Here is an 18,982-nt window from a genome sequence, read left to right as displayed (position 1 = left end):
ATAAAAATTTATATACAAGTAAAAAATGAAAAAGGGGCAATGAATGAAGCTATTTTTAGGTATTACGGGATACAGTGGAAGTGGAAAAACCACTTTATTAGAAAAATTGCTGCCTGAATTGAAATCCTTAGGCTTAAAAGTCGCGGTGATTAAACATAGCCACCATAATGCACAAGTAGATAAAGAAGGAAAAGACAGCTGGCGAATGAAAGAAGCGGGTGCAAGTCAAGTTATTATGGCTTGTGATCAACGTTGGGCATTAATGACAGAAACGCCTATTCCTGCCTCTTTTTCTTATTTAATCCAACAATTTGATCAGCAGTTGGTGGATTTGATTTTAATTGAAGGTTTTAAGCAAGAACAAATGCCAAAAATTTTGTTACACCGAAAGGCAATGACAAAACCTCTGCCTGACATCGATCAATATGTATTGGCATTGGCAACAGATTATCAAATAGACGGCGATATTCCTTGTTTGGATATCAATAATATCCCTCAAATTGCCCAGTTTATTGATCAATATGTGCAACAAAAAAGTGCGGTGGAAAATCATTAAATTTTTATGCAGACAACTTATCGTTCTTTAGCTTGGATTGCGGCGACGGCATTTTTTATGCAAACCCTTGATGCCACCATATTAACCACCGCATTACCTGCTATTTCATTGGATTTACAACAATCGCCGTTGCATATGCAGCTAACGGTGATTAGTTATGCTTTAACTGTGGCTTTGTTCATTCCAATGAGCGGTTGGATGGCTGACAAATATGGTACATTAACCATTTTCCGATTTTCTGTTTCCACCTTTGTTTTAGGTTCTATTTGTTGTGCTTTTTCCACCAGTTTAGAAATGCTGATTTTCTCCCGCATTTTGCAGGGATTTGGTGGCGCAATGATGATGCCAGTTTCTCGCCTAGCCATTATTCGCGTGATACCTAAAAATGAATTGCTGCCCGTATTAAATCTTATGGCAATGGCAGGCTTAACTGGGCCTATTTTAGGACCTGTACTGGGCGGATGGCTGTCCACCTATGCCTCTTGGCATTGGATTTTTCTTATTAATATTCCTATTGGTTTATTAGGCGTATTACTGGCGCACCGTTTTATGCCAAATTTGCGGAATGAAGTAAAAAAATTCGATTGGCAAGGTTTTTTGCTTTTTGCTGGCGGATTGGTGGGTTTTACCTTAGGACTGGATTTACTCGGTGAAGCCTTTTTGCCACAATGGCAATCAGGATTAATTATTTTAATCGGTATGGCTTTTTTATTAAGTTATTACCTTTATGCTAAAAATAAAAGCGATGCATTAATTCCACTTAGTTTATTTAAAGTGCGCACTTATTTATTAGGTTCTTGGGCAAATTTATTTATTCGTTTATGTGGCTCAGGTATTCCATTTTTATTGCCTTTAATGCTACAACTCTCATTTCATTATGATGCCGACATTGCCGGCTGGCTCGTTTCCCCCATTGCGTTGAGCTCTTTAGCTGTTAAACCCTTTATTCGCAAATTATTATTTAAATTAGGTTATAAAAAAACCTTAATTTACGCCGCACTTTTTATGATGATTTCTATCATTTTAATGTCATTTTTAACCACCGATTCGGCTTTGTGGCTATATCTATTATTGGTTTCACTTTATGGTTTTTGTTTATCTATTTTATTTACTTCCGTCAACACATTAACCATTTCTGAATTAGACCAACAAACCGCAAGTGCAGGGGCGACAATGCTGAGTGTTGTTCAACAAGTAGGTATTGGATTAGGCATTGCCATTGCAGCGATTGCGCTTAATTTTTATCGTGAATACATTGACCAACAACCATTGCAACAAGCATTCAGCTATACCTTTTTAACTAGTGCATTATTTGGTTTATTGCTGCTCTTTGTGGTGTCAAAATTGCACAAAAATGATGGCAAGAATTTGCATTAACGAGTCAAAAAAGCCTTTATTTCCGCAAAGGCTTGTTGGCGGATTTCATCGCGCTCAAATAAAATTTCATGTTTTGCTTGTGCCACTTTAATTAACTTTCCTTGTGGCAAAAGTGCGGTCAATTTTTGCAAAGTTTTATTGCTCACAATTTGCTCTTGTTCCGCTTGTAGAATTAATACGGGAATTTCAATGCGAGAAAGGATTGTTGGCAATTTTTTCGTGGCTTGCAAACATAAATGCGCCCATTTAAATGTAGGGCCGCCCAAATGTACTTCTGGAAAGGTTAAATTTATCTCATTCATCCATTGCATACGCACTTGGCTGCTGCTTAACTTATTATCCATCACATCAACAGGCTGATAATCCGTTTTGCCAAATACATATTTTTTTCCTTGCCCAAACAACATCATCAGGCTTAGCAATATTTCATCCATCAGCAGATTTTTCATCGGCAAAGCAAAAAATGGCGCAGAAAATACCGCACTTTTAATCTGATGATCTGCATTTGCTAAATAAAAACTGCTAATTAATGCACCTAAAGAATGAGCAAGTAAATGTTGGGTTTGATAGGTATAAAGTGCGGTGATATTTTCAATGATTTTTGCCATATCTTCCGCATAAAAACGAAACTCATCAATATAGCCTTTTTCAGTATGGGGTAATAATCGTTGGGAATAACCTTGCCCACGATGATCAAACAACAACACATCATAGCCCTGATGATAAAAATCATAGGCCACTTCTGACCACTTCAATAGATTTTCTGCTCTGCCATTGACTAAAATCATTAGTTTATCTGAGCCATTTGTTTGCAGAAAATGGCGATAAGCCAAACGGCAGCCTTTTTTCCCTTCAATATATTGCACTGGAAATGGCGCAAGCCAAGGTGATAATTGCTGCTGTAAAAAATGATGGAATTGCGATTCTCTTTGCATTTGGATTTAAATGAAGTAAAAAAGTGCGGTGAAATCCACCGCACTTTTGAGGTTAGCAAGAATTAAACTAATTGTTTTAAGATACGACGAACTGGCTCTGCAGCACCCCATAATAATTGGTCGCCAACAGTAAAGGCTGCCACATATTCTGGGCCCATAGCAAGCTTACGTAAACGACCAACAGGGATACTCAATGTGCCTGTTACTTTTGCTGGTGTTAATTCACGTAAAGTCGTTTCTTTGTCGTTTGGAATGACTTTCACCCACTCATTGTGTGCAGCGATAATTTGTTCAATTTCTGCTAATGGGATATCTTTTTTCAATTTAATTGTAAAGGCTTGGCTATGGCAACGTAATGCACCAATGCGAACACATAAGCCATCTACTGGAATTGGGTTGTCGCTTAAACCTAAAATTTTGTTGGTTTCTGCATAGCCTTTCCATTCTTCTTTGGTTTGTCCTGTTTCTGGTAATAATTTGTCAATCCAAGGAATTAAGCTGCCTGCTAAAGCCGCACCAAAGTTATCTGTTGGGAAGCTATCTTCACGCATTGTTGCAGTCACTTTGCGTTCAATATCTAAAATGGAAGAAGCAGGATCTGCTAATTCAGCTTTTACGCTGTCTTCTAATTGTCCCATTTGCACGAGTAATTCACGCATATTTTTTGCGCCAGCGCCAGAAGCTGCTTGATAGGTTGCTACAGACACCCATTCAACTAAATCTTTTTCAAATAAACCACCGATGGCCATTAACATTAAACTTACTGTACAGTTTCCGCCCACAAAGGTTTTAATGCCTTTGTTTAAGCCTTCTGTAATCACATTTTGGTTTACGGGGTCTAAAACGATAATGGCATCATCTTTCATACGAAGCGCTGATGCTGCGTCAATCCAGTAACCATCCCAGCCTGTTTGTTTTAATTTTGGATAGACTTCGTTGGTATAGTCACCACCTTGACAGGTAACAATAATGTCCAGTTTTTTAAGTTCATCAATATCAAAAGCATTTTTTAATTCGCCCGCGTCTTTTCCTGCAAAAACAGGGGCTTTTTGACCAGCTTGTGATGTAGTGAAGAAAATAGGATTGATATTGGCAAAATCATTTTCTTGCACCATACGATCCATTAATACGGAACCGACCATTCCGCGCCATCCGATAAATCCGACATTTTTCATAGTTTATTCCTTAAGTTGTGTTTGATAAGTTTACATTAATTACAGATTGGCGAATTAAAATCAAGCATTTTAATAAAAAAAGCAGATTTTTAATGTAGGAATTGGATAATCTACCTCTCTTTATTAAATAATCTTTAAATAAAATAGCGATTGACTTGTTAGCCAATCGCTATTAAGAAGTTACTTCATTAAACTGTTAGAATGTGTAGTTTACATTTAAGCGGATATCACGTCCCATACCTGGTAAGGTTGCACCTCGTTGGCTATGTGGGTGATAGAATTTATTAAATGCATTATTAATCGCAAGATTGACATTTAATTTTTCATCTTTTAATGGTTTCCAGCTGATATAGAAGTCATGAGTAATATAACTATCACGAGCACTTTCTGCAGCTGTTTTGTCCGCATTAGCTAATGCATAACCTTTTTCTTTTTCTACATAGTTACCTTTCCAACCTAACTCTAAATCAGGGGTATCAAAGCGATAAGATAGGCCAGCTGTCCAAGTACGACCTGTTTGTACCGCAAACTCAGGATTGAGTCTGGAATCAGGTTTGGTGTTATTTAAGTAAAATCTTGGTTTACTATCAGATACACCAAAGCGTGCGGTTAAGCCTTCATAACGGTAAGAGGCTTTTAATTCGTAACCATGGTTTTTCGAATAACCATCATTAACTGCTTGTTTTACACCGCTAATCACGTTGCCTAAGGCATCATGTCTATCTTGTGGGTTTACAATTAAATTATTTACTTTTTGCCAGAAGTAGCTACCTTCGAAAGTGAAGTTGCCACTATTGTAGTTGAAACCAATTTCAGTATTGCGAGCTTGTTCTGCCTCAATATTTGGATCAACGGAAATCTGTCTAATACCAACCATTAATGCATCATATAAACGTGGGCTGCGTGAGGCATAGTTATGATTTGCACTAAAGCTTAATTCAGGTGTTGCTTGATAAATTAATCCAACACTTGGATTTAATTTACCGCCAGAAGCTTTCACGCCATCATTTGCTTTCATATTAAAGTGGTCATAACGTAAACCTGTGGTTAAGGTGAAATCACCAATTCCACTGATCATTTCAACATAAGCACCAACATCTGTTTTTTCAGGGTTGTTTTTAACGAATGCCAGCTTTTTGTGAGGTTTAATTTCTTGATTACGGTAATTTACGCCATATTTAACTAATACATTTTCACCAATATAAGAATCAAAGTTCACATTAGCGCCACGAGTATTAATTACCGTTGTTGTTGGACCTGATACTTTGCCACAATATCCACAACCACTATCATCTGCTGAATAACGTTTGTTTTTCATTACATAAGCATTTGCGGTGACTTCATTGATAAAACCAAGATTTTTACCAATATATTCAAGATTCGTGTTAGTTAAAGTTGTTTCACGATAGGATGGTGATTGGCGTGCTAAAGTAAGGCGACCTGTATCAAAAGCAGCAAATTCTTCACGTACTAAACGCGTGCCACGATGTTGATCTTGTAAATGACTTAATACAAAACGATGATCACCAAATGTCGCACCTAATTTAACAATGTAGTTGCGTTTGTCTAGTGCACTGTAAGGCACTTTATTGCTACCATTTAATCCATTAACATAATGTTTTCCTGCTTTGTAATCCTCTTCATCATTACGATTAAAAGAAAGTAATGCATCAAAATGACCTGTTTTACCAAAAACGCTTGCGCCATAAGAATGACCGTTATTGCTAGAATAACCTCCGTTTAATTTAAAACCATAGTCGCGTTTACTGCCTTCTAATAGGTCTAATGCATCTACTGTTTTAGCAATAATCGCACCATTGGTTGCGCCAATGCCTGCACTTGCAGATCCTGCCCCTTTTTGTACCGAAACGCTTTTCAATAATGATGGATCAATAATAAAGCGAGCTTGGTGATATAAGATTTGGCTATCGGATGACGCACCGTCTACTTTAATATCAACGGAATTTTGCCCCATTCCACGAATGGTTAAGAATTGTGATGTACCGTTACCCGCCGCGAAGCCAATTGATGGTTCCTCTCTAAACAAACCACGTAAATCAGTTTCTGTGCTGCGATCTTGTTGCGCTAATGTAATCACATCTGTTGAGTTTTTTGTGCCTGTATGAGCAGTAACATCAATCATTTCTAATGTTGAGGATGGGTTAGCATAAAGGCTAGAAGAAGCTGCTAGTAAAATAGCTAAGGTGAGTTTATTTTTATTGAAGTGCATAATGGCTCCCTGAGAAGTTGTATTTAATCAACGAAAAAAGAGCACAAAGTATATTTGTTTTATAAATAAGAATCAATATCATTTGTGTTTGTTCGATTAAAATATTAACAACTACTTTTGGAGCCAATCATAGATATATATGTTGGAAATTATTTGTCTAACATTTTTATATGCTTGTTTGCTGCTATCCAAGCAGATGCATAGCCAACAATGGAGCAGATGATTAATAAGAAAAAGACTTCTGTTATTTCCAATCCATTTAATTCAAATTTGACAGCGAAAATATCTGTTACATATTTGACCGCACTTGTGAAGTAGCCGATCACTAAGCTACTGAAAATACAAGCAAATAATGCACCAAGAAAACCGTAAATAATGCCAGTGTAAAGGAATGGGCGCAAAATAAATTGGTCGGTCGCACCGAGCAATTTAACTACTTGAATATTGGCTTTGCTACTATAAACATCAGAACGAATACTGTTCCCAATCACTAAAAATACTGCAAGAGTCATTAATACAGCACAGAAAATGGCAACATGAGCAATTAACCAAGTGAGCGCAGCGAGTTTTTCTAACCAATCGTTATCCATGCGTACTTCTTCGACACCTTTGATTTTCATTAGGCTATCGTGTAGCTCTTTACGTTTTTCAGACGCTTGATAATCTGATGTGGGCTTAATCATCACAACTGCAGGAAGTGGGTTATCATCTAAAATATCCAATTCTTCGCCAAAGCCTGACCAACTGCGAAAATCTTTCAAACTTTCTTGGCGAGAAATATAATTTAAGCTTTCAATACCTTGTTGTTGCTGAATCTTGCTGACAATGGCATTGGCGTCATCTTCGTTTAAATTTTTATGCAGATAAACTGTTAATTCGGTTTCAGGATAAAATGTGGTAGTGGCTTGATGTGTATTTTTCCACAACAAGAAACTAACGGTTGGGATGGTGAGGGATACAGCAATCACTAAAATCGTTAAGATGGTACCGTATTTTTTCTTGATTAAGTCCTTCAATACCGAATTTAGTACATATTGCATTCTTGCCCAAAATGGCGCGCTTTGATTTACTTTCATAAAAACTCTCCAAAAAAAGACCGCACTTTTAGCGCAAATGCCCTTGTTCTAATGTGAGGCAAGGTTTAGGTTTCTGCTGGATTAAGCCGATGTCGTGAGTGGCGATTAACACTGTCATTCCCATATTATTGAACTCTTCAAACAAGTTGAAAATTTCAAGAGAAAGGGCATTGTCTAAATTGCCCGTTGGTTCATCGGCCAATAATAATTGGGGTTTGTGGATGATTGCTCGAGCAATATCTACGCGCTGTTGCTCACCACCAGAGAGATGAACTGGCAAATGATTGGCGCGCTCGTATAATCCCACGCGATCTAAGGCTGCGGAAGCGCGTTCTACCGCTGTTTTAGGATGCATGCCCGCAATAATTAATGGCATGGCGACATTTTCTGCCACAGAGCGATCGGGCAATAAACGATAATCTTGGTGCACCATGCCGATTTGGCGGCGTAAAAAAGGTAATTCATGGTGAGAAAGACGAGTAATATCGTGGCCGTTAAACCAAATGCTGCCACCATTCGCGCGTTCCATTCCCATAATTAACTTTAATAATGTGCTTTTTCCTGCGCCAGAATGACCTGTTAAATAAGTCATGCTGCCAACGGGCAAATGGAAAGTCAGTCCTTGCAAAGCAGGCTTTCCGCCTAAATACGCTTTGCTCACATTTTGAAAATGAATCATGTTATTTCTCTTTATTCTTCATGAGTAAATAATGCATCAATAAATTCATCTGCATTAAATGTACGTAAATCTTCGATTTTTTCCCCAACGCCAATGTAGCGAATAGGCAAACCAAATTGATCAGCAATAGCGAAAATGACACCACCTTTGGCGGTACCATCTAATTTGGTTAAGCTAATGCCTGTTAAACCCACAGCTTCATTAAATAATTTAGCTTGGCTAATAGCATTTTGACCAGTGCTTGCATCGAGCGTGAGCATAATTTCATGGGGCGCGCTTTCATCGTATTTTTTCATCACGCGGACAATTTTCTTCAATTCGTCCATAAGATTATTTTTATTTTGCAAACGCCCTGCTGTATCCGCAATTAATATATCAATATTGCGTGCTGCTGCAGATTGCATAGCATCAAAAATAACAGAAGCAGAGTCAGAACCTGTGCTTTGTGCAATAACAGGAATATTATTACGTTCTCCCCAAACCTGTAATTGTTCCACAGCTGCTGCGCGGAAGGTATCGCCAGCGGCTAGCATAACGGATTTCCCTTGTTGTTGGAATTGGCGAGCCAATTTACCAATGGTGGTAGTTTTACCCACGCCATTCACGCCAACCATTAAAATAACATAAGGTTTTTTATCGCTTTCAAGCTGTAAAGGCTGAGCAACAGGTTTCAAAATCGCCGACATTTCTTGTTTTAATTGTTGATAGAGTAAATTAGCATCTTTTAATTGCTGGCGAGTGGCATGCAACTCAAGGTTTTTGATAATTTTCGTTGTAGTTGGCACGCCAATATCTGCGATCAGCAACTGTTCTTCTAATTCTTCAAATAATTCGTCATCAATTTTTTTGCCGGAGAAAAAGGACAAAAATCCCGAACCAATATTTTGTTTGGTTTTGACCAAGCCTTTTAATAAACGACTAAAGAAACCACCTTCGCTTGGTTTTTCTTGTGTAACAGCCGATGCTGAGATAGGTTGTTCCTCGACTTCCTCGACTTCTTCGACTTCTTCGACTTCTTCGACTTCTTCGACTTCTTCGACTTCTTCGACTTCTTCGACTTCTTCGACTTCTTCGACTTCTTCGACTTCTTCGACTTCTTCAGGGGTTGCGATTATTTCATCTGGGATTTCAGTTGTAATCTGTTGTTCTGTTGAAACTTCGTCAAAATGCACCGCACTTTGATTATCTGAGGGCTGTGAGGTAGCGGTTTCTGCTTCAGAAACGTATTCTGTTATTTGGTTTTCTTCATTGTCGGTTTCTGATTGCGTGTCGATAGGTTCTTGTTGTTTCTTCTTGTTAAAACCTAACCACGACCAAAAGCCACCTTTTTTATTCTCATCTGCCATAATAATCTCTTAATTTCTGTTAGAATACGGGAAAATTAGCATAGTTTATCATTTATCTGTATGAAAAAATACCGAAAAGCGCAGGCGATAACGTCGAGTAAAACAACAAATTTAGCGAAAGGGGAAGTGCGAATTATTGCAGGTCTCTGGCGCGGTCGAAAATTGCCGGTGCTTAACTCAGAAGGATTGCGCCCAACAGGTGACCGAGTGAAAGAAACGCTATTTAATTGGTTAATGCCTTATATCGTTGATAGCCGTTGCTTAGATGCCTTTGCTGGTAGTGGATCCTTGGGGTTTGAAGCACTTTCTCGTCAAGCGAAATCAGTCACTTTTATTGAATTGGATAAAGGTGTGGCTGCACAATTAAAACGTAATTTACAAACACTAAAATGCGATGAAAACCAAGGAAAAGTGGTGAATCAGAGTTGTTTAGATTTCCTAAAACTTGCGCAAAATGCACCGCAGTTTGATGTGGTTTTTCTTGATCCACCGTTTAATTTGGGACTAACTGAGCAAGTTGTGCCTTTGCTAGAACAGCATAATTGGCTCAGCTCAGGTGCGCTAATTTATATCGAGACGGAACGAAATAAAGTATTAACAGTGCCAGACAATTGGTCCTTACTAAAAGAGAAAACCACCGGGCAAGTGAGTTATCGATTATATCAAAAAGGCGAAATGACAGAGTAAAATCTTTGCTTGTTAATTCTGCTTTTTAAATAAAACACCGCACTTTTTTAAGATAAAGTGCGGTGTTTTTGTTAGTGTTTTTTTATTCTTTTGGTAGTTTGGTAACTGAGATGATCAAACCGCCCCAGATAATAGCAAGGGCTATTGACATCATAATGATTGCACTTGTGCTCATATTATTCTCCTTTGTGTTCTGCGTAGGCTTCGTCTTTCCATTTTAAGCGAGAAAGTAAGAAAGAAACGATAACCAAAGTAAATGCCATACCCCAACCAAATGTGTTGACGAACCAATTTGGGTAGCCTTCATAGCCTTCGGTGAAGACTTTTGCTCCTTCACTTAATAACATAAAGGCAAGGATACCTGTGGTTAATATGATGCATAAGCGCCATAAGAAACCAACTTTGAAAGAAGATGTTTGGTTAATATGCGCACCTAACAAGCCAAGTTTTTCATTGGCAACGATAGCAACTAGAGAAACAAAGGCAACGGCAACAATACCAAAATAGTTAATAAATTTATCTAATACATCTAACATTGGTAGGCCTGTTGTGGTACCAAATAGGATAACGGATACAGCCATCATTGGTAAGCCAACGATAAATGTGATTTTGACGCGATCCATTTTTAATTTGTCTTGTACCGCAGAAATAATTACTTCAATAACGGAAATAAATGAGGTTAATGCAGCAAAGGTTAATGAGCCAAAGAATAACACACCAAAAATTTCACCAAATTTAAGTTCATTAATGATGGTTGGGAAAGCAAAGAATGCAAGACCAATTCCGCCTTTTGCCACATCACTTACTTCTTGCCCTGCAGCTGTTGCCATAAAGCCAAGGGCTGCAAATACGCCGATCCCTGCAAGCACTTCAAAACTGGAGTTTGCAAAGCCGACGACCAAACCTGTACCTGTGAGATCAGAGTCTTTCTTCAAGTAAGAGGCGTAGGTGATCATAATCCCAAAGCAGATAGATAATGAGAAGAAAATTTGTCCGTAAGCTGCAATCCATACGCTTGGGTCTGATAATTTTTCCCAATTTGGTGTGAATAAGGCATCCAAACCTTTAGCTGCACCAGGTAAAGTGAGTGAATAAACAACAAGCACTAAGAACATTACAACCAATACTGGCATTAAAATATTAGACACTTTGGAGATCCCTTTTTGTACACCAAATGCTAATACCACAAGGGAAATAACCCATACTGTAATTAATGGACCTACTACCATGCCGACAAAGTCGAAGCTGACGCCTTGTGCAATATCGCCCATTTTTAAGAATTCACCAACGAAGAAATCGATAGGTTTTCCACCCCAAGCTTTACTGAAAGAGAAATAGGTGTAAATCGCAGCCCAACCTAAAACAACGGCGTAATAAAGACCAATGATGACATTCACCATTACTTGCCACCAACCGAAAGTTTCAAAATGTTTGTTAAAGCGACGATAAGATAAAGGCGCACCACCACGATGGCGATGGCCAATGGCGTAATCTAAAAAGAGTAATGGAATCCCTGCGGTTAATAATGCCACGATATAAGGAATGATAAATGCACCACCGCCGTTTTCGTAAGTGGTATATGGGAAACGCCAAATGTTTCCTAAGCCAACAGCAGAACCAATTGCTGCCATAATAAAGGCTTTACGCCCTGAGAATGTTTCACGAGTAGATTGACTCATGCTCGCCCCCTAGTTAAGTGTTATGTTTGTTGTGTTTAGGATAATATAAACAAAATTAGGTGTTCGTCAATATAAAATAAACAAAAATATATGTTTTATATCTATTTTGATTGTTTGTATTGATATTTTATTCTGTTTTGGTGTTTTATTCTTGTGATCTAATTATGGCTAGAATAAATAAGAGGTATTTTAGGGAAAAGTGCGGTGAAAAATATTCATGTTTTTCAGTTTATAGGGCCTAAAAGGTGAATTTTGATTATAAAACGAACGATTTGAGTGGGGTTGTTGAATAAAAAATTTTTCTTTAGCTATATCTCTAAATATCTAATGTACTATTCCAGAAATGAGACAGGCTAAATAAATAATCTAAGGGTTTTTGGATACAATAATAAAGAATGAGATTATGTAATTCCCAAGTGCAATAAAAAATATAATTCCAAAAAACCTTATATTATTCATATTTCCAATAGATAACCCAGAGTTTAATGTTTAGCGATGCTATTGTGCGTCATTTTGCATCCGCTCTTTTTGCACAACACTGGTTGGTTCTTGATGAATGATGACTTCAGATAGCGGGAAAGCTTGTAATAATTTCTTTTCTAAACTATCAGTAATGTCATGCGCTTTAACTAACGGCAAATGATCATCCATTTCTAAATGGAGTTGAATAAAACGGTTTGCTCCTGCTTTTCTGGTTTTCACATCATGAATACTGATAATACCGGAATGTTCAAGGGCAATGTGCCAAATTTTATCCACTTCTTGTTGTGGTAATGCTTGATCTAACAAGGCTTGCATAGCATCCCACAACATTTTTCCTGCGTTATAGAGAATGTAGAAAGCAATACCAATGGCGAAAACCGCATCAGCATATATCATGCCCTGCATATTTAATAACATCGCAATTAAAATTGCAGTGTTCATATAGAGATCCGTTTGGTAATGCAAAGAATCTGCTTGAATTGCTGGGCTATGTGTTTCTTTAACCACTTTACGTTGATAAAGCACCAACATTGCTGTTAAAGCAATAGAAATTAAGCTGATAATTACACCCAATTCACTGCTTTGTACCGGTTGTGGATCGGTAAAGCGTTGAATACCTTGCAATAATAAGAAAGCGGCGGAGCCTGTGATAAAAGCACTTTGGGCTAAAGCTGCTAGTGATTCCATTTTGCCATGCCCGAAAGCATGGTTATCATCTGCAGGTTGTAACGCAAAGCGTAATGCAATCACGTTGGTGGCGGAGGCAAATAAATCCACCAGTGAATCGGTCATTGCTGCCAAAATAGCGATAGATCCTGTTTTCCACCAAGCAAATGCTTTAATAATAATGAGGCTAACTGCCACAACAATGGCTAAATTAGCCGCTCGTTTAACTAATTTTTGATATGTTTCTTCCATTTTATTCATCAAACATTGTTTTATCGCGTAGCATATGTGCATTGCCCTTGCGGCGTAAGAAGCCGCAGCGATCAAAATATTCCATTAACTGCACCGTTAATTTACGTCCAAATTGCAATTCATCGCGTAATTGATTAACGCTGATTTCGCCTTGTTGCTCCGCAATTTTTTTGACTAATCGGGCATAATTGTAAAGGGTTTCCGTTAAGAAAAAGCGATCTTTTACTATTGGTGTGAGGTAGCCTAGTTTGCCTGCTTTGTATAAGAAATTACGCATTATTGTTTCGGCAATGCCGAGTGCATTGGCGATATCTCTGACCCAAAGTGGCTGCCCATTCTGTTGCACAAATTCAGCGAGAACGGCTTTCCATAGTTGTTTTTCTTGTTCATCAAATTGGATTTTGTGTTCTGGTAAATGCAACCATCCGCGACTTTGTTGCAATTTGCCATCAGCTAACAATTCATCAATTAAATGATAAATTAATTGCTCTGGTTGGTTTAAAGCTGCTATGCGATATAAACGGGCTTTACCTAAGCCTATTTGATCGCCATGTTGCTGGTGGTAATCAGAAAGTGCGGTTAAAATTTGCTGTGTTTTTTCATTTTTATAATCCGCACTAAAGCACCATTGTTGGAAACGCACTGCCTGATTTTGTTGCAAAATCTCATCAAGTTGGCTTGGCGTTAATTGTTCAGTCCACAATAATTGCGATACTGAAATAGCTTTACTTTGTAAGTACAGTTTTAAACGCTGTGTGGCATTGTCAGATTGGTGCAAATCACGCAATAAATTCAAACGTGTTTCTGTACGTTTGTGGCGTTTAGGTGAATCAATTTCGATCACTTTTGCACCGCCAATCAGTTGTTTATTATCGCCGCTGCGTAAAATTAATTTATCGCCAAAAGTTAAAAATAAAGGCTTTTCTAAAATTAATTCAGCTAAACCTTGTTGGCTTGGATACAAGGATTTATCGGATAAAATCGATAGCTTACCAATTGTACGATCTGCCGCATGATAGATATGCACAGCCTGGCTTTCATTAAGATTTGTTTCGGCATTAATCACAATGCTGATGCGATCCGTTGGCTGTTGTGGCGCTTGTGAAAAAAGCCAATCGCCACGCTCAATTAAAGTGCGGTCTAAATCTGCATTAATATTGAGCGCTAAACGTTGCCCTGCCAATCCTTGCTGACTTGCTTGATTTTGTGCATGAATATTTTTTACCCGCACTTTTTCGCCATTGGATAGCACTAGCTCATCATCAATATTGACCTTGCCGCTAAAAGCTGTACCCGTTACTACCGTTCCCGCGCCTTTTACGCTAAAGATACGGTCTATGGCATAACGAAACGGTTTGTTTGTCTCTGCTAAATTTGCGAGTTGTGCGAGATATTCTCTCAATTCAGCAATGCCTTGTTGATTAATGGCAGAAGTAATAAAAACGGGACTTTGTGCTAAAAACGGATATTGCGCTTGAATTTGTTGTTGTAATTGCGCAATTTGTTCTGGTGTTGCACGATCTGCTTTGGTAATCACAACCAGAATTTGCTCAAGCTGTAACTGTTTCAGAATGGCCAAATGTTCTTGTGTTTGTGCTTGTATGCCTTCATCCGCTGCCACAATTAACATGGCGTAATGAATTCCGCCTAAGCCTGCGAGCATATTGACTAAGAATTTTTCATGCCCTGGCACATCAATAAAGCCAAGAGTTTTATCACCTAAAGGCAAGTAGGCATAGCCTAAGTCGATGGTCATGCCCCGTTTTTTTTCTTCGGGCAAATGAGCGGTATTAGTGCCAGTTAATGCCTGTAATAATGCGGTTTTACCATGATCAACATGACCTGAAGTAACAATAATCATAAGCTTTGTAAACTCTCTAATAGTTGTTCAAGGTTGGCGAGTGAACGCATATCTAACCAGATTTTATCTTGTTCCACTCTTGCAATAATTGGAGTTGGAAGCTGTTTGAATGTTTGTAAAAGTGCGGTTAATTTTCCATTATTTTTTTCAGCAATAGTAAGAGCGACAGATGGAATTCTCGCTGTTGGTTGTGAACCACTGCCGATTTGTGCCGAACTTGCTTCGATTTGTAATGAAAAGTCTGTCAACTTAGGTTCTAAAATCGACTTAACTTGCTGTGCTTTATATTCAAGTTGTTCAAGAGATTGCGTTAATAGATGTAAGGTTGGTAAATTCTCGGTCAGTTTTTCTGGTTGTAAATACAAGCGTAATGTCGCTTCTAAACCAGAGAGAATGACTTTGTCACAACGCAAAGCACGTTTTAAAGGGTGGGCTTGTAATTGCTGAATTAAGGATTTTTTACCCACAATAATGCCTGCTTGTACACCACCTAATAATTTATCGCCCGAGAAGGAAATGAGATCGACGCCTTGCTTGAGTTTTTCTTGTACAGTCGGCTCTTTTGGCAAACCATATTGGCTTAAATCAATCAGCGCGCCGCTGCCTAAATCACTGATTAAAGGTATGCCAACTTCTTTGCTGAGTTCCGCTAGTTCTTGCTCTTCGATAGATTTCGTAAAACCACAAATTTGATAATTACTGGTATGAACTTTCATCAAAAATGCAGTATTTTCGTTGATTGCGTTGCGATAATCTTTTAAATGGGTTCTATTGGTTGTCCCCACTTCAACTAATTTGCAGCCCGCTTGTTGCATAATATCTGGAATACGGAATGCACCGCCAATTTCAACTAATTCGCCACGCGAGATGATGACTTCTTTACCCTGTGCAAAAGTAGATAACATTAACAATACTGCTGCGGCATTATTGTTGACGACACAAGCTGCTTCTGCACCTGTTAATTCACAGATTAATTCACTAATGTAATTATCACGATGGCTACGTTGACCTTCATTTAAATCATATTCTAACGCAACATTTTGTTTCATTGCAGTTAATGCTGCTTGTTGCGCCGCTTCAGGCCAAAGTGCACGACCAAGATTGGTATGCAAAACGGTGCCAGTAAGATTATGCACAGATTGAATTTTTACTTGGCTTTTTTGAATTAATTGGTGATGAATTTCGGCGATCGTGGAGTGAATATCATTGAAATGTGCAGGAAGTTGATTATTTTTCTTGATAAACTCTCTTGCTTGCTGGATTAATTGACGAGCGGTTGTAACAACTGCAGTATGTCCATATTGAGCAATTAATGTTTCGCCTTGCGCTGTTTTAAGCATTTTGTCTACAGAAGGAAGTTGCTGAAAAAGTGCGGTCATTTTTTGTCCTGTTTTTCAAGAATTTTCCTTATTATACAATAATTTTCTGCCAGACTTGAATAAGAAAGAAAATTAGGCTAAAGTTGCTCCCAGTGATGCAAAGGAAGGTCGTCGTTTCCGGTGAGGCGGCAGGACTTCAAATCCTGTTAGGGCTGCCAGCAGTCCTGGGTGGGTTCAACTCCCATGACCTTCCGCCAGTTCATTTAATTTTCTTAACCCCATATTTCTCAATACTCCCACTCAACGTTATCAATTAAGTCTGCGAAATCTTCAGCATAGAAACCATGGGATATCATATATCGCCAGATTTTTTGCTTGGCTTTTTGATCTAATGGAAATTGTAGTCGTTTTTTTTGTAGCACTTGTTTTGCAATTTGGCTCCAATCAATTTCGCTTTGTTCAATAGCTTGTTGAATAACCTCGGATCTTATCCCTTTTAATTGTTTAAGTTCCTGTTTAATCCGATTGACACCAAAACCGCGTTGTGCACGATAATTTAAGTAATTTTCCGCGAAGCGTAGATCGTTTTGCCAATTTTTTTGTTGGCAGTGATTGATAGTGTCTTCTATTTCTTGTTCTGAAAAGGCTTTTTCTTGCATTTTGCAGCGAATTTCAAATTCGCTGTATTCTCGTCTAGCTAATAAACTTAAGACATATCCTAATGCGAGGGACGACATGGCTTTTCCTTATTTTGATGAAAAGAAAAAGTGCGGTATTTTCTACCGCACTTTTTTGTGATGAGTTATTCAAAATCTGAGGTTTCAGATTCATCAGAATTGGATTCAATATCCGCCAATAAGGCTTGTTCTGGATTAGCCACTAATTCAGCTCTAATCTTCGCTTCTAATTCGTTAGCTATTGCGGTATTGGTCGCAAGCCATTTCATTGCATTGGCTTTACCTTGACCAATTTTTTCACCATTGTAGGAATACCAAGCACCTGATTTATTTAATAATTTATGCTTAACGCCTAATTCAATTAGTTCGCCATTTTTTGAAATACCTTCTCCGTAGAGAATTTGGAAGTCAACTTGTCTAAATGGCGCTGCTAATTTATTTTTTACGACTTTAACGCGTGTTTCATTACCAATAACTTGCTCACCATCTTTTACTGAGCCTACACGACGAATATCTAAACGCACTGAAGAATAGAATTTTAATGCATTACCACCAGTCGTAGTTTCTGGGTTACCAAACATCACACCAATTTTCATACGAATTTGGTTGATAAATACAACTAAACAGTTAGAGGCTTTAATTTGTCCTGTTAATTTACGCAATGCTTGAGACATTAAACGCGCTTGTAAACCTACATGTGCATCGCCCATATCACCTTCAATTTCTGCTTTTGGTGTGAGAGCGGCTACGGAGTCCACGATGATTACATCAACTGCACCTGAACGTACAAGGGCATCACAGATTTCTAATGCTTGCTCTCCATTGTCTGGTTGAGAAATTAATAATTCTTTGACATCAACACCTAATTTAGCTGCATAAATCGGATCTAAAGCGTGTTCCGCATCAATAAATGCACACACTTTACCTGCTTGTTGTGCTTGTGCGATAACAGATAAGGTTAAGGTTGTTTTACCTGATGATTCTGGTCCGAAGATTTCAACAACACGTCCCATCGGCAAACCGCCAATACCTAATGCTACATCTAGCCCGATAGACCCTGTAGAAATTGCTTCGACATCTAAGGTTTGAGTATCCCCTAGTTTCATGATTGCACCTTTACCAAATTGTTTTTCAATTTGACCTAAGGCGGCGGCAAGTGCTTTTGCTTTTTCATCTTGAGTAGCTATTTTATTGTCTTTCGCGATTGCCATAATTCTTTCCTTTAATTTGTTATCTGTAAATTTGTGCATATAATAACTGTTATTAAAAACAGTATCAAGCGTTTTTCTGACTTTTAATTTAATCTGAGATCTTGATTCCAAAACAGAGAAATTTTTAGTTACTCATTGGATTTTGTTGTAAGAAATTCGCCAATATCTTTTCACCGAAATCGGACATATAGGATTCAGGATGAAACTGTACCCCAAAAATAGGCAGTGTTTTATGTTGAAATGCCATAATAATTTCATCGTCGCAAGTGGCTGTCACTTCTAATTGTTCGGGAAAATGTTCAGGTGATACCGCCCAAGAATGGTATAGACCTACGTTAAATTCTGCTGGCAGTTGCTGAAACAGTGGGGATTTTGACCGCACTTTTACGGATTTCCTTTGCCCATGGCGAACGTCAGCAAGATTAAACAGTTGCCCACCAAAGAATTCACATAGGGTTTGATGACCTAAACACACCCCAAAAATAGCTTTTTGCTGATAGAAGCGCTGCAGCATATCAAAGAGAATAGGATAAGCTCTAGGTACGTCTGGACCAGGTGAAATTATGATGTGACTTGTCGATTCCAATTGCTCCAACTGTAAATCTTCCACATTGATGACTTGAAAATCTACTGCTAAACGGCGCACAAGATCCACCAAATTATAGGTGAAAGAATCGTGATTATTGATAATGGCTAATGTTGTCATAAGTTACTGTATGTACAATTTGTGGCGTTAATTATAAATGATTTTTCGTGGCTTTTAGGCTAAACTT

At 38.2% G+C, this 18,982-nt stretch carries 17 protein-coding genes and 1 tRNA gene; 4 read left to right on the top strand and 14 right to left on the bottom strand.

Translation table 11 applies throughout. From position 1 onward, the window contains the following. Positions 1 to 43 precede the first annotated feature (43 nt). Together mobB and ACT2CV_RS09300 are read left to right on the top strand one after the other, a co-directional pair. Complete coding sequence (mobB, locus tag ACT2CV_RS09305) at positions 44 to 556, top strand: molybdopterin-guanine dinucleotide biosynthesis protein B (RefSeq protein WP_464973320.1); 513 nt, start codon at positions 44 to 46, stop codon at positions 554 to 556. Next, complete coding sequence (locus tag ACT2CV_RS09300; protein ID WP_464973972.1) at positions 557 to 1,933, top strand: MFS transporter; 1,377 nt, start codon at positions 557 to 559, stop codon at positions 1,931 to 1,933. Here ACT2CV_RS09300 and ACT2CV_RS09295 read toward each other — a convergent pair. The 6 genes from ACT2CV_RS09295 to ftsY all read right to left on the bottom strand — a co-directional run bounded on the left by ACT2CV_RS09295 (position 1,930) and on the right by ftsY (position 9,374). Then, positions 1,930 to 2,868, bottom strand: coding sequence for an alpha/beta fold hydrolase (locus ACT2CV_RS09295; RefSeq protein WP_464973321.1), 939 nt, complete (start codon positions 2,866 to 2,868; stop codon positions 1,930 to 1,932). The genes ACT2CV_RS09300 and ACT2CV_RS09295 overlap by 4 nt on opposite strands. 62 nt (positions 2,869 to 2,930) lie before the next feature. Further along, complete coding sequence (gene asd, locus ACT2CV_RS09290) at positions 2,931 to 4,043, bottom strand: aspartate-semialdehyde dehydrogenase (RefSeq protein ID WP_464973322.1); 1,113 nt, start codon at positions 4,041 to 4,043, stop codon at positions 2,931 to 2,933. Between the two features lie 196 nt (positions 4,044 to 4,239). Further along, positions 4,240 to 6,273, bottom strand: a complete 2,034-nt coding sequence (locus ACT2CV_RS09285) for a TonB-dependent siderophore receptor (RefSeq protein ID WP_464973323.1) — start codon at positions 6,271 to 6,273, stop codon at positions 4,240 to 4,242. 149 nt (positions 6,274 to 6,422) lie between these two features. Continuing rightward, positions 6,423 to 7,349 carry a permease-like cell division protein FtsX gene (gene ftsX, locus ACT2CV_RS09280; protein WP_464973324.1) on the bottom strand — a complete coding sequence of 309 codons (927 nt, stop codon included), beginning with the start codon at positions 7,347 to 7,349 and terminating at the stop codon, positions 6,423 to 6,425. Between the two features lie 28 nt (positions 7,350 to 7,377). Next, positions 7,378 to 8,028, bottom strand: a complete 651-nt coding sequence (gene ftsE, locus ACT2CV_RS09275; RefSeq protein WP_464973325.1) for a cell division ATP-binding protein FtsE — start codon at positions 8,026 to 8,028, stop codon at positions 7,378 to 7,380. A gap of 11 nt (positions 8,029 to 8,039) precedes the next feature. Continuing rightward, positions 8,040 to 9,374: a signal recognition particle-docking protein FtsY gene (gene ftsY, locus ACT2CV_RS09270; RefSeq protein WP_464974063.1), complete on the bottom strand. Its 1,335-nt coding sequence runs from the start codon at positions 9,372 to 9,374 to the stop codon at positions 8,040 to 8,042. A 60-nt stretch (positions 9,375 to 9,434) separates the two neighbouring features. Here ftsY and rsmD point away from each other — a divergent pair, with 60 nt between their 5' ends. Next, complete coding sequence (rsmD, locus tag ACT2CV_RS09265) at positions 9,435 to 10,061, top strand: 16S rRNA (guanine(966)-N(2))-methyltransferase RsmD (protein ID WP_464973327.1); 627 nt, start codon at positions 9,435 to 9,437, stop codon at positions 10,059 to 10,061. 82 nt (positions 10,062 to 10,143) lie between these two features. Here the strand turns inward: rsmD and ACT2CV_RS09260 are convergent, their stop codons facing one another. From ACT2CV_RS09260 to selA, 5 genes are all read right to left on the bottom strand, one after another. Then, positions 10,144 to 10,236 carry a methionine/alanine import family NSS transporter small subunit gene (locus ACT2CV_RS09260; protein WP_464973328.1) on the bottom strand — a complete coding sequence of 31 codons (93 nt, stop codon included), beginning with the start codon at positions 10,234 to 10,236 and terminating at the stop codon, positions 10,144 to 10,146. Position 10,237: 1 nt separating this feature from the next. Then, the gene (locus ACT2CV_RS09255; RefSeq protein ID WP_464973329.1) at positions 10,238 to 11,740 is read right to left on the bottom strand and encodes a sodium-dependent transporter; all 1,503 of its coding nucleotides are present in this window, start codon (positions 11,738 to 11,740) and stop codon (positions 10,238 to 10,240) included. 498 nt (positions 11,741 to 12,238) lie between these two features. Then, entirely contained in the window at positions 12,239 to 13,141 is a 903-nt protein-coding gene (locus ACT2CV_RS09250) for a cation diffusion facilitator family transporter (protein ID WP_464973330.1), read from the bottom strand. A 1-nt stretch (position 13,142) separates the two neighbouring features. Next, on the bottom strand, positions 13,143 to 15,002 hold the full coding sequence (selB, locus tag ACT2CV_RS09245; protein WP_464973331.1) for a selenocysteine-specific translation elongation factor: 1,860 nt from the start codon (positions 15,000 to 15,002) through the stop codon (positions 13,143 to 13,145). After that, positions 14,999 to 16,381 (bottom strand): L-seryl-tRNA(Sec) selenium transferase, encoded by a 1,383-nt coding sequence (gene selA, locus ACT2CV_RS09240; protein ID WP_464973332.1) that lies wholly within the window; start codon positions 16,379 to 16,381, stop codon positions 14,999 to 15,001. The genes selB and selA overlap by 4 nt, the downstream gene beginning before the upstream one ends. A 102-nt stretch (positions 16,382 to 16,483) precedes the next feature. Between selA and ACT2CV_RS09235 the strand changes: the two genes are divergently transcribed. Beyond that, a tRNA-Sec gene (locus ACT2CV_RS09235) sits at positions 16,484 to 16,578 on the top strand. A 30-nt stretch (positions 16,579 to 16,608) separates the two neighbouring features. Here ACT2CV_RS09235 and recX read toward each other — a convergent pair. From recX to ACT2CV_RS09220, 3 genes are all read right to left on the bottom strand, one after another. After that, positions 16,609 to 17,058, bottom strand: a complete 450-nt coding sequence (gene recX / locus ACT2CV_RS09230) for a recombination regulator RecX (RefSeq protein WP_464973333.1) — start codon at positions 17,056 to 17,058, stop codon at positions 16,609 to 16,611. 65 nt (positions 17,059 to 17,123) lie between these two features. Then, on the bottom strand, positions 17,124 to 18,185 hold the full coding sequence (gene recA / locus ACT2CV_RS09225; RefSeq protein WP_464973973.1) for a recombinase RecA: 1,062 nt from the start codon (positions 18,183 to 18,185) through the stop codon (positions 17,124 to 17,126). Between the two features lie 148 nt (positions 18,186 to 18,333). Then, a complete protein-coding gene (locus ACT2CV_RS09220) occupies positions 18,334 to 18,915 on the bottom strand; it encodes an anthranilate synthase component II (RefSeq protein ID WP_464973334.1) in 582 nt (193 codons plus the stop codon). Between the last annotated feature and the right edge of the window lie 67 nt (positions 18,916 to 18,982).

The organism is Reella acinonychis, from assembly GCF_052384575.1.
Taxonomy (GTDB): Bacteria; Pseudomonadota; Gammaproteobacteria; order Enterobacterales; family Pasteurellaceae; genus JBQSUQ01.
This window is presented reverse-complemented; position numbering and strand designations above follow the sequence as displayed.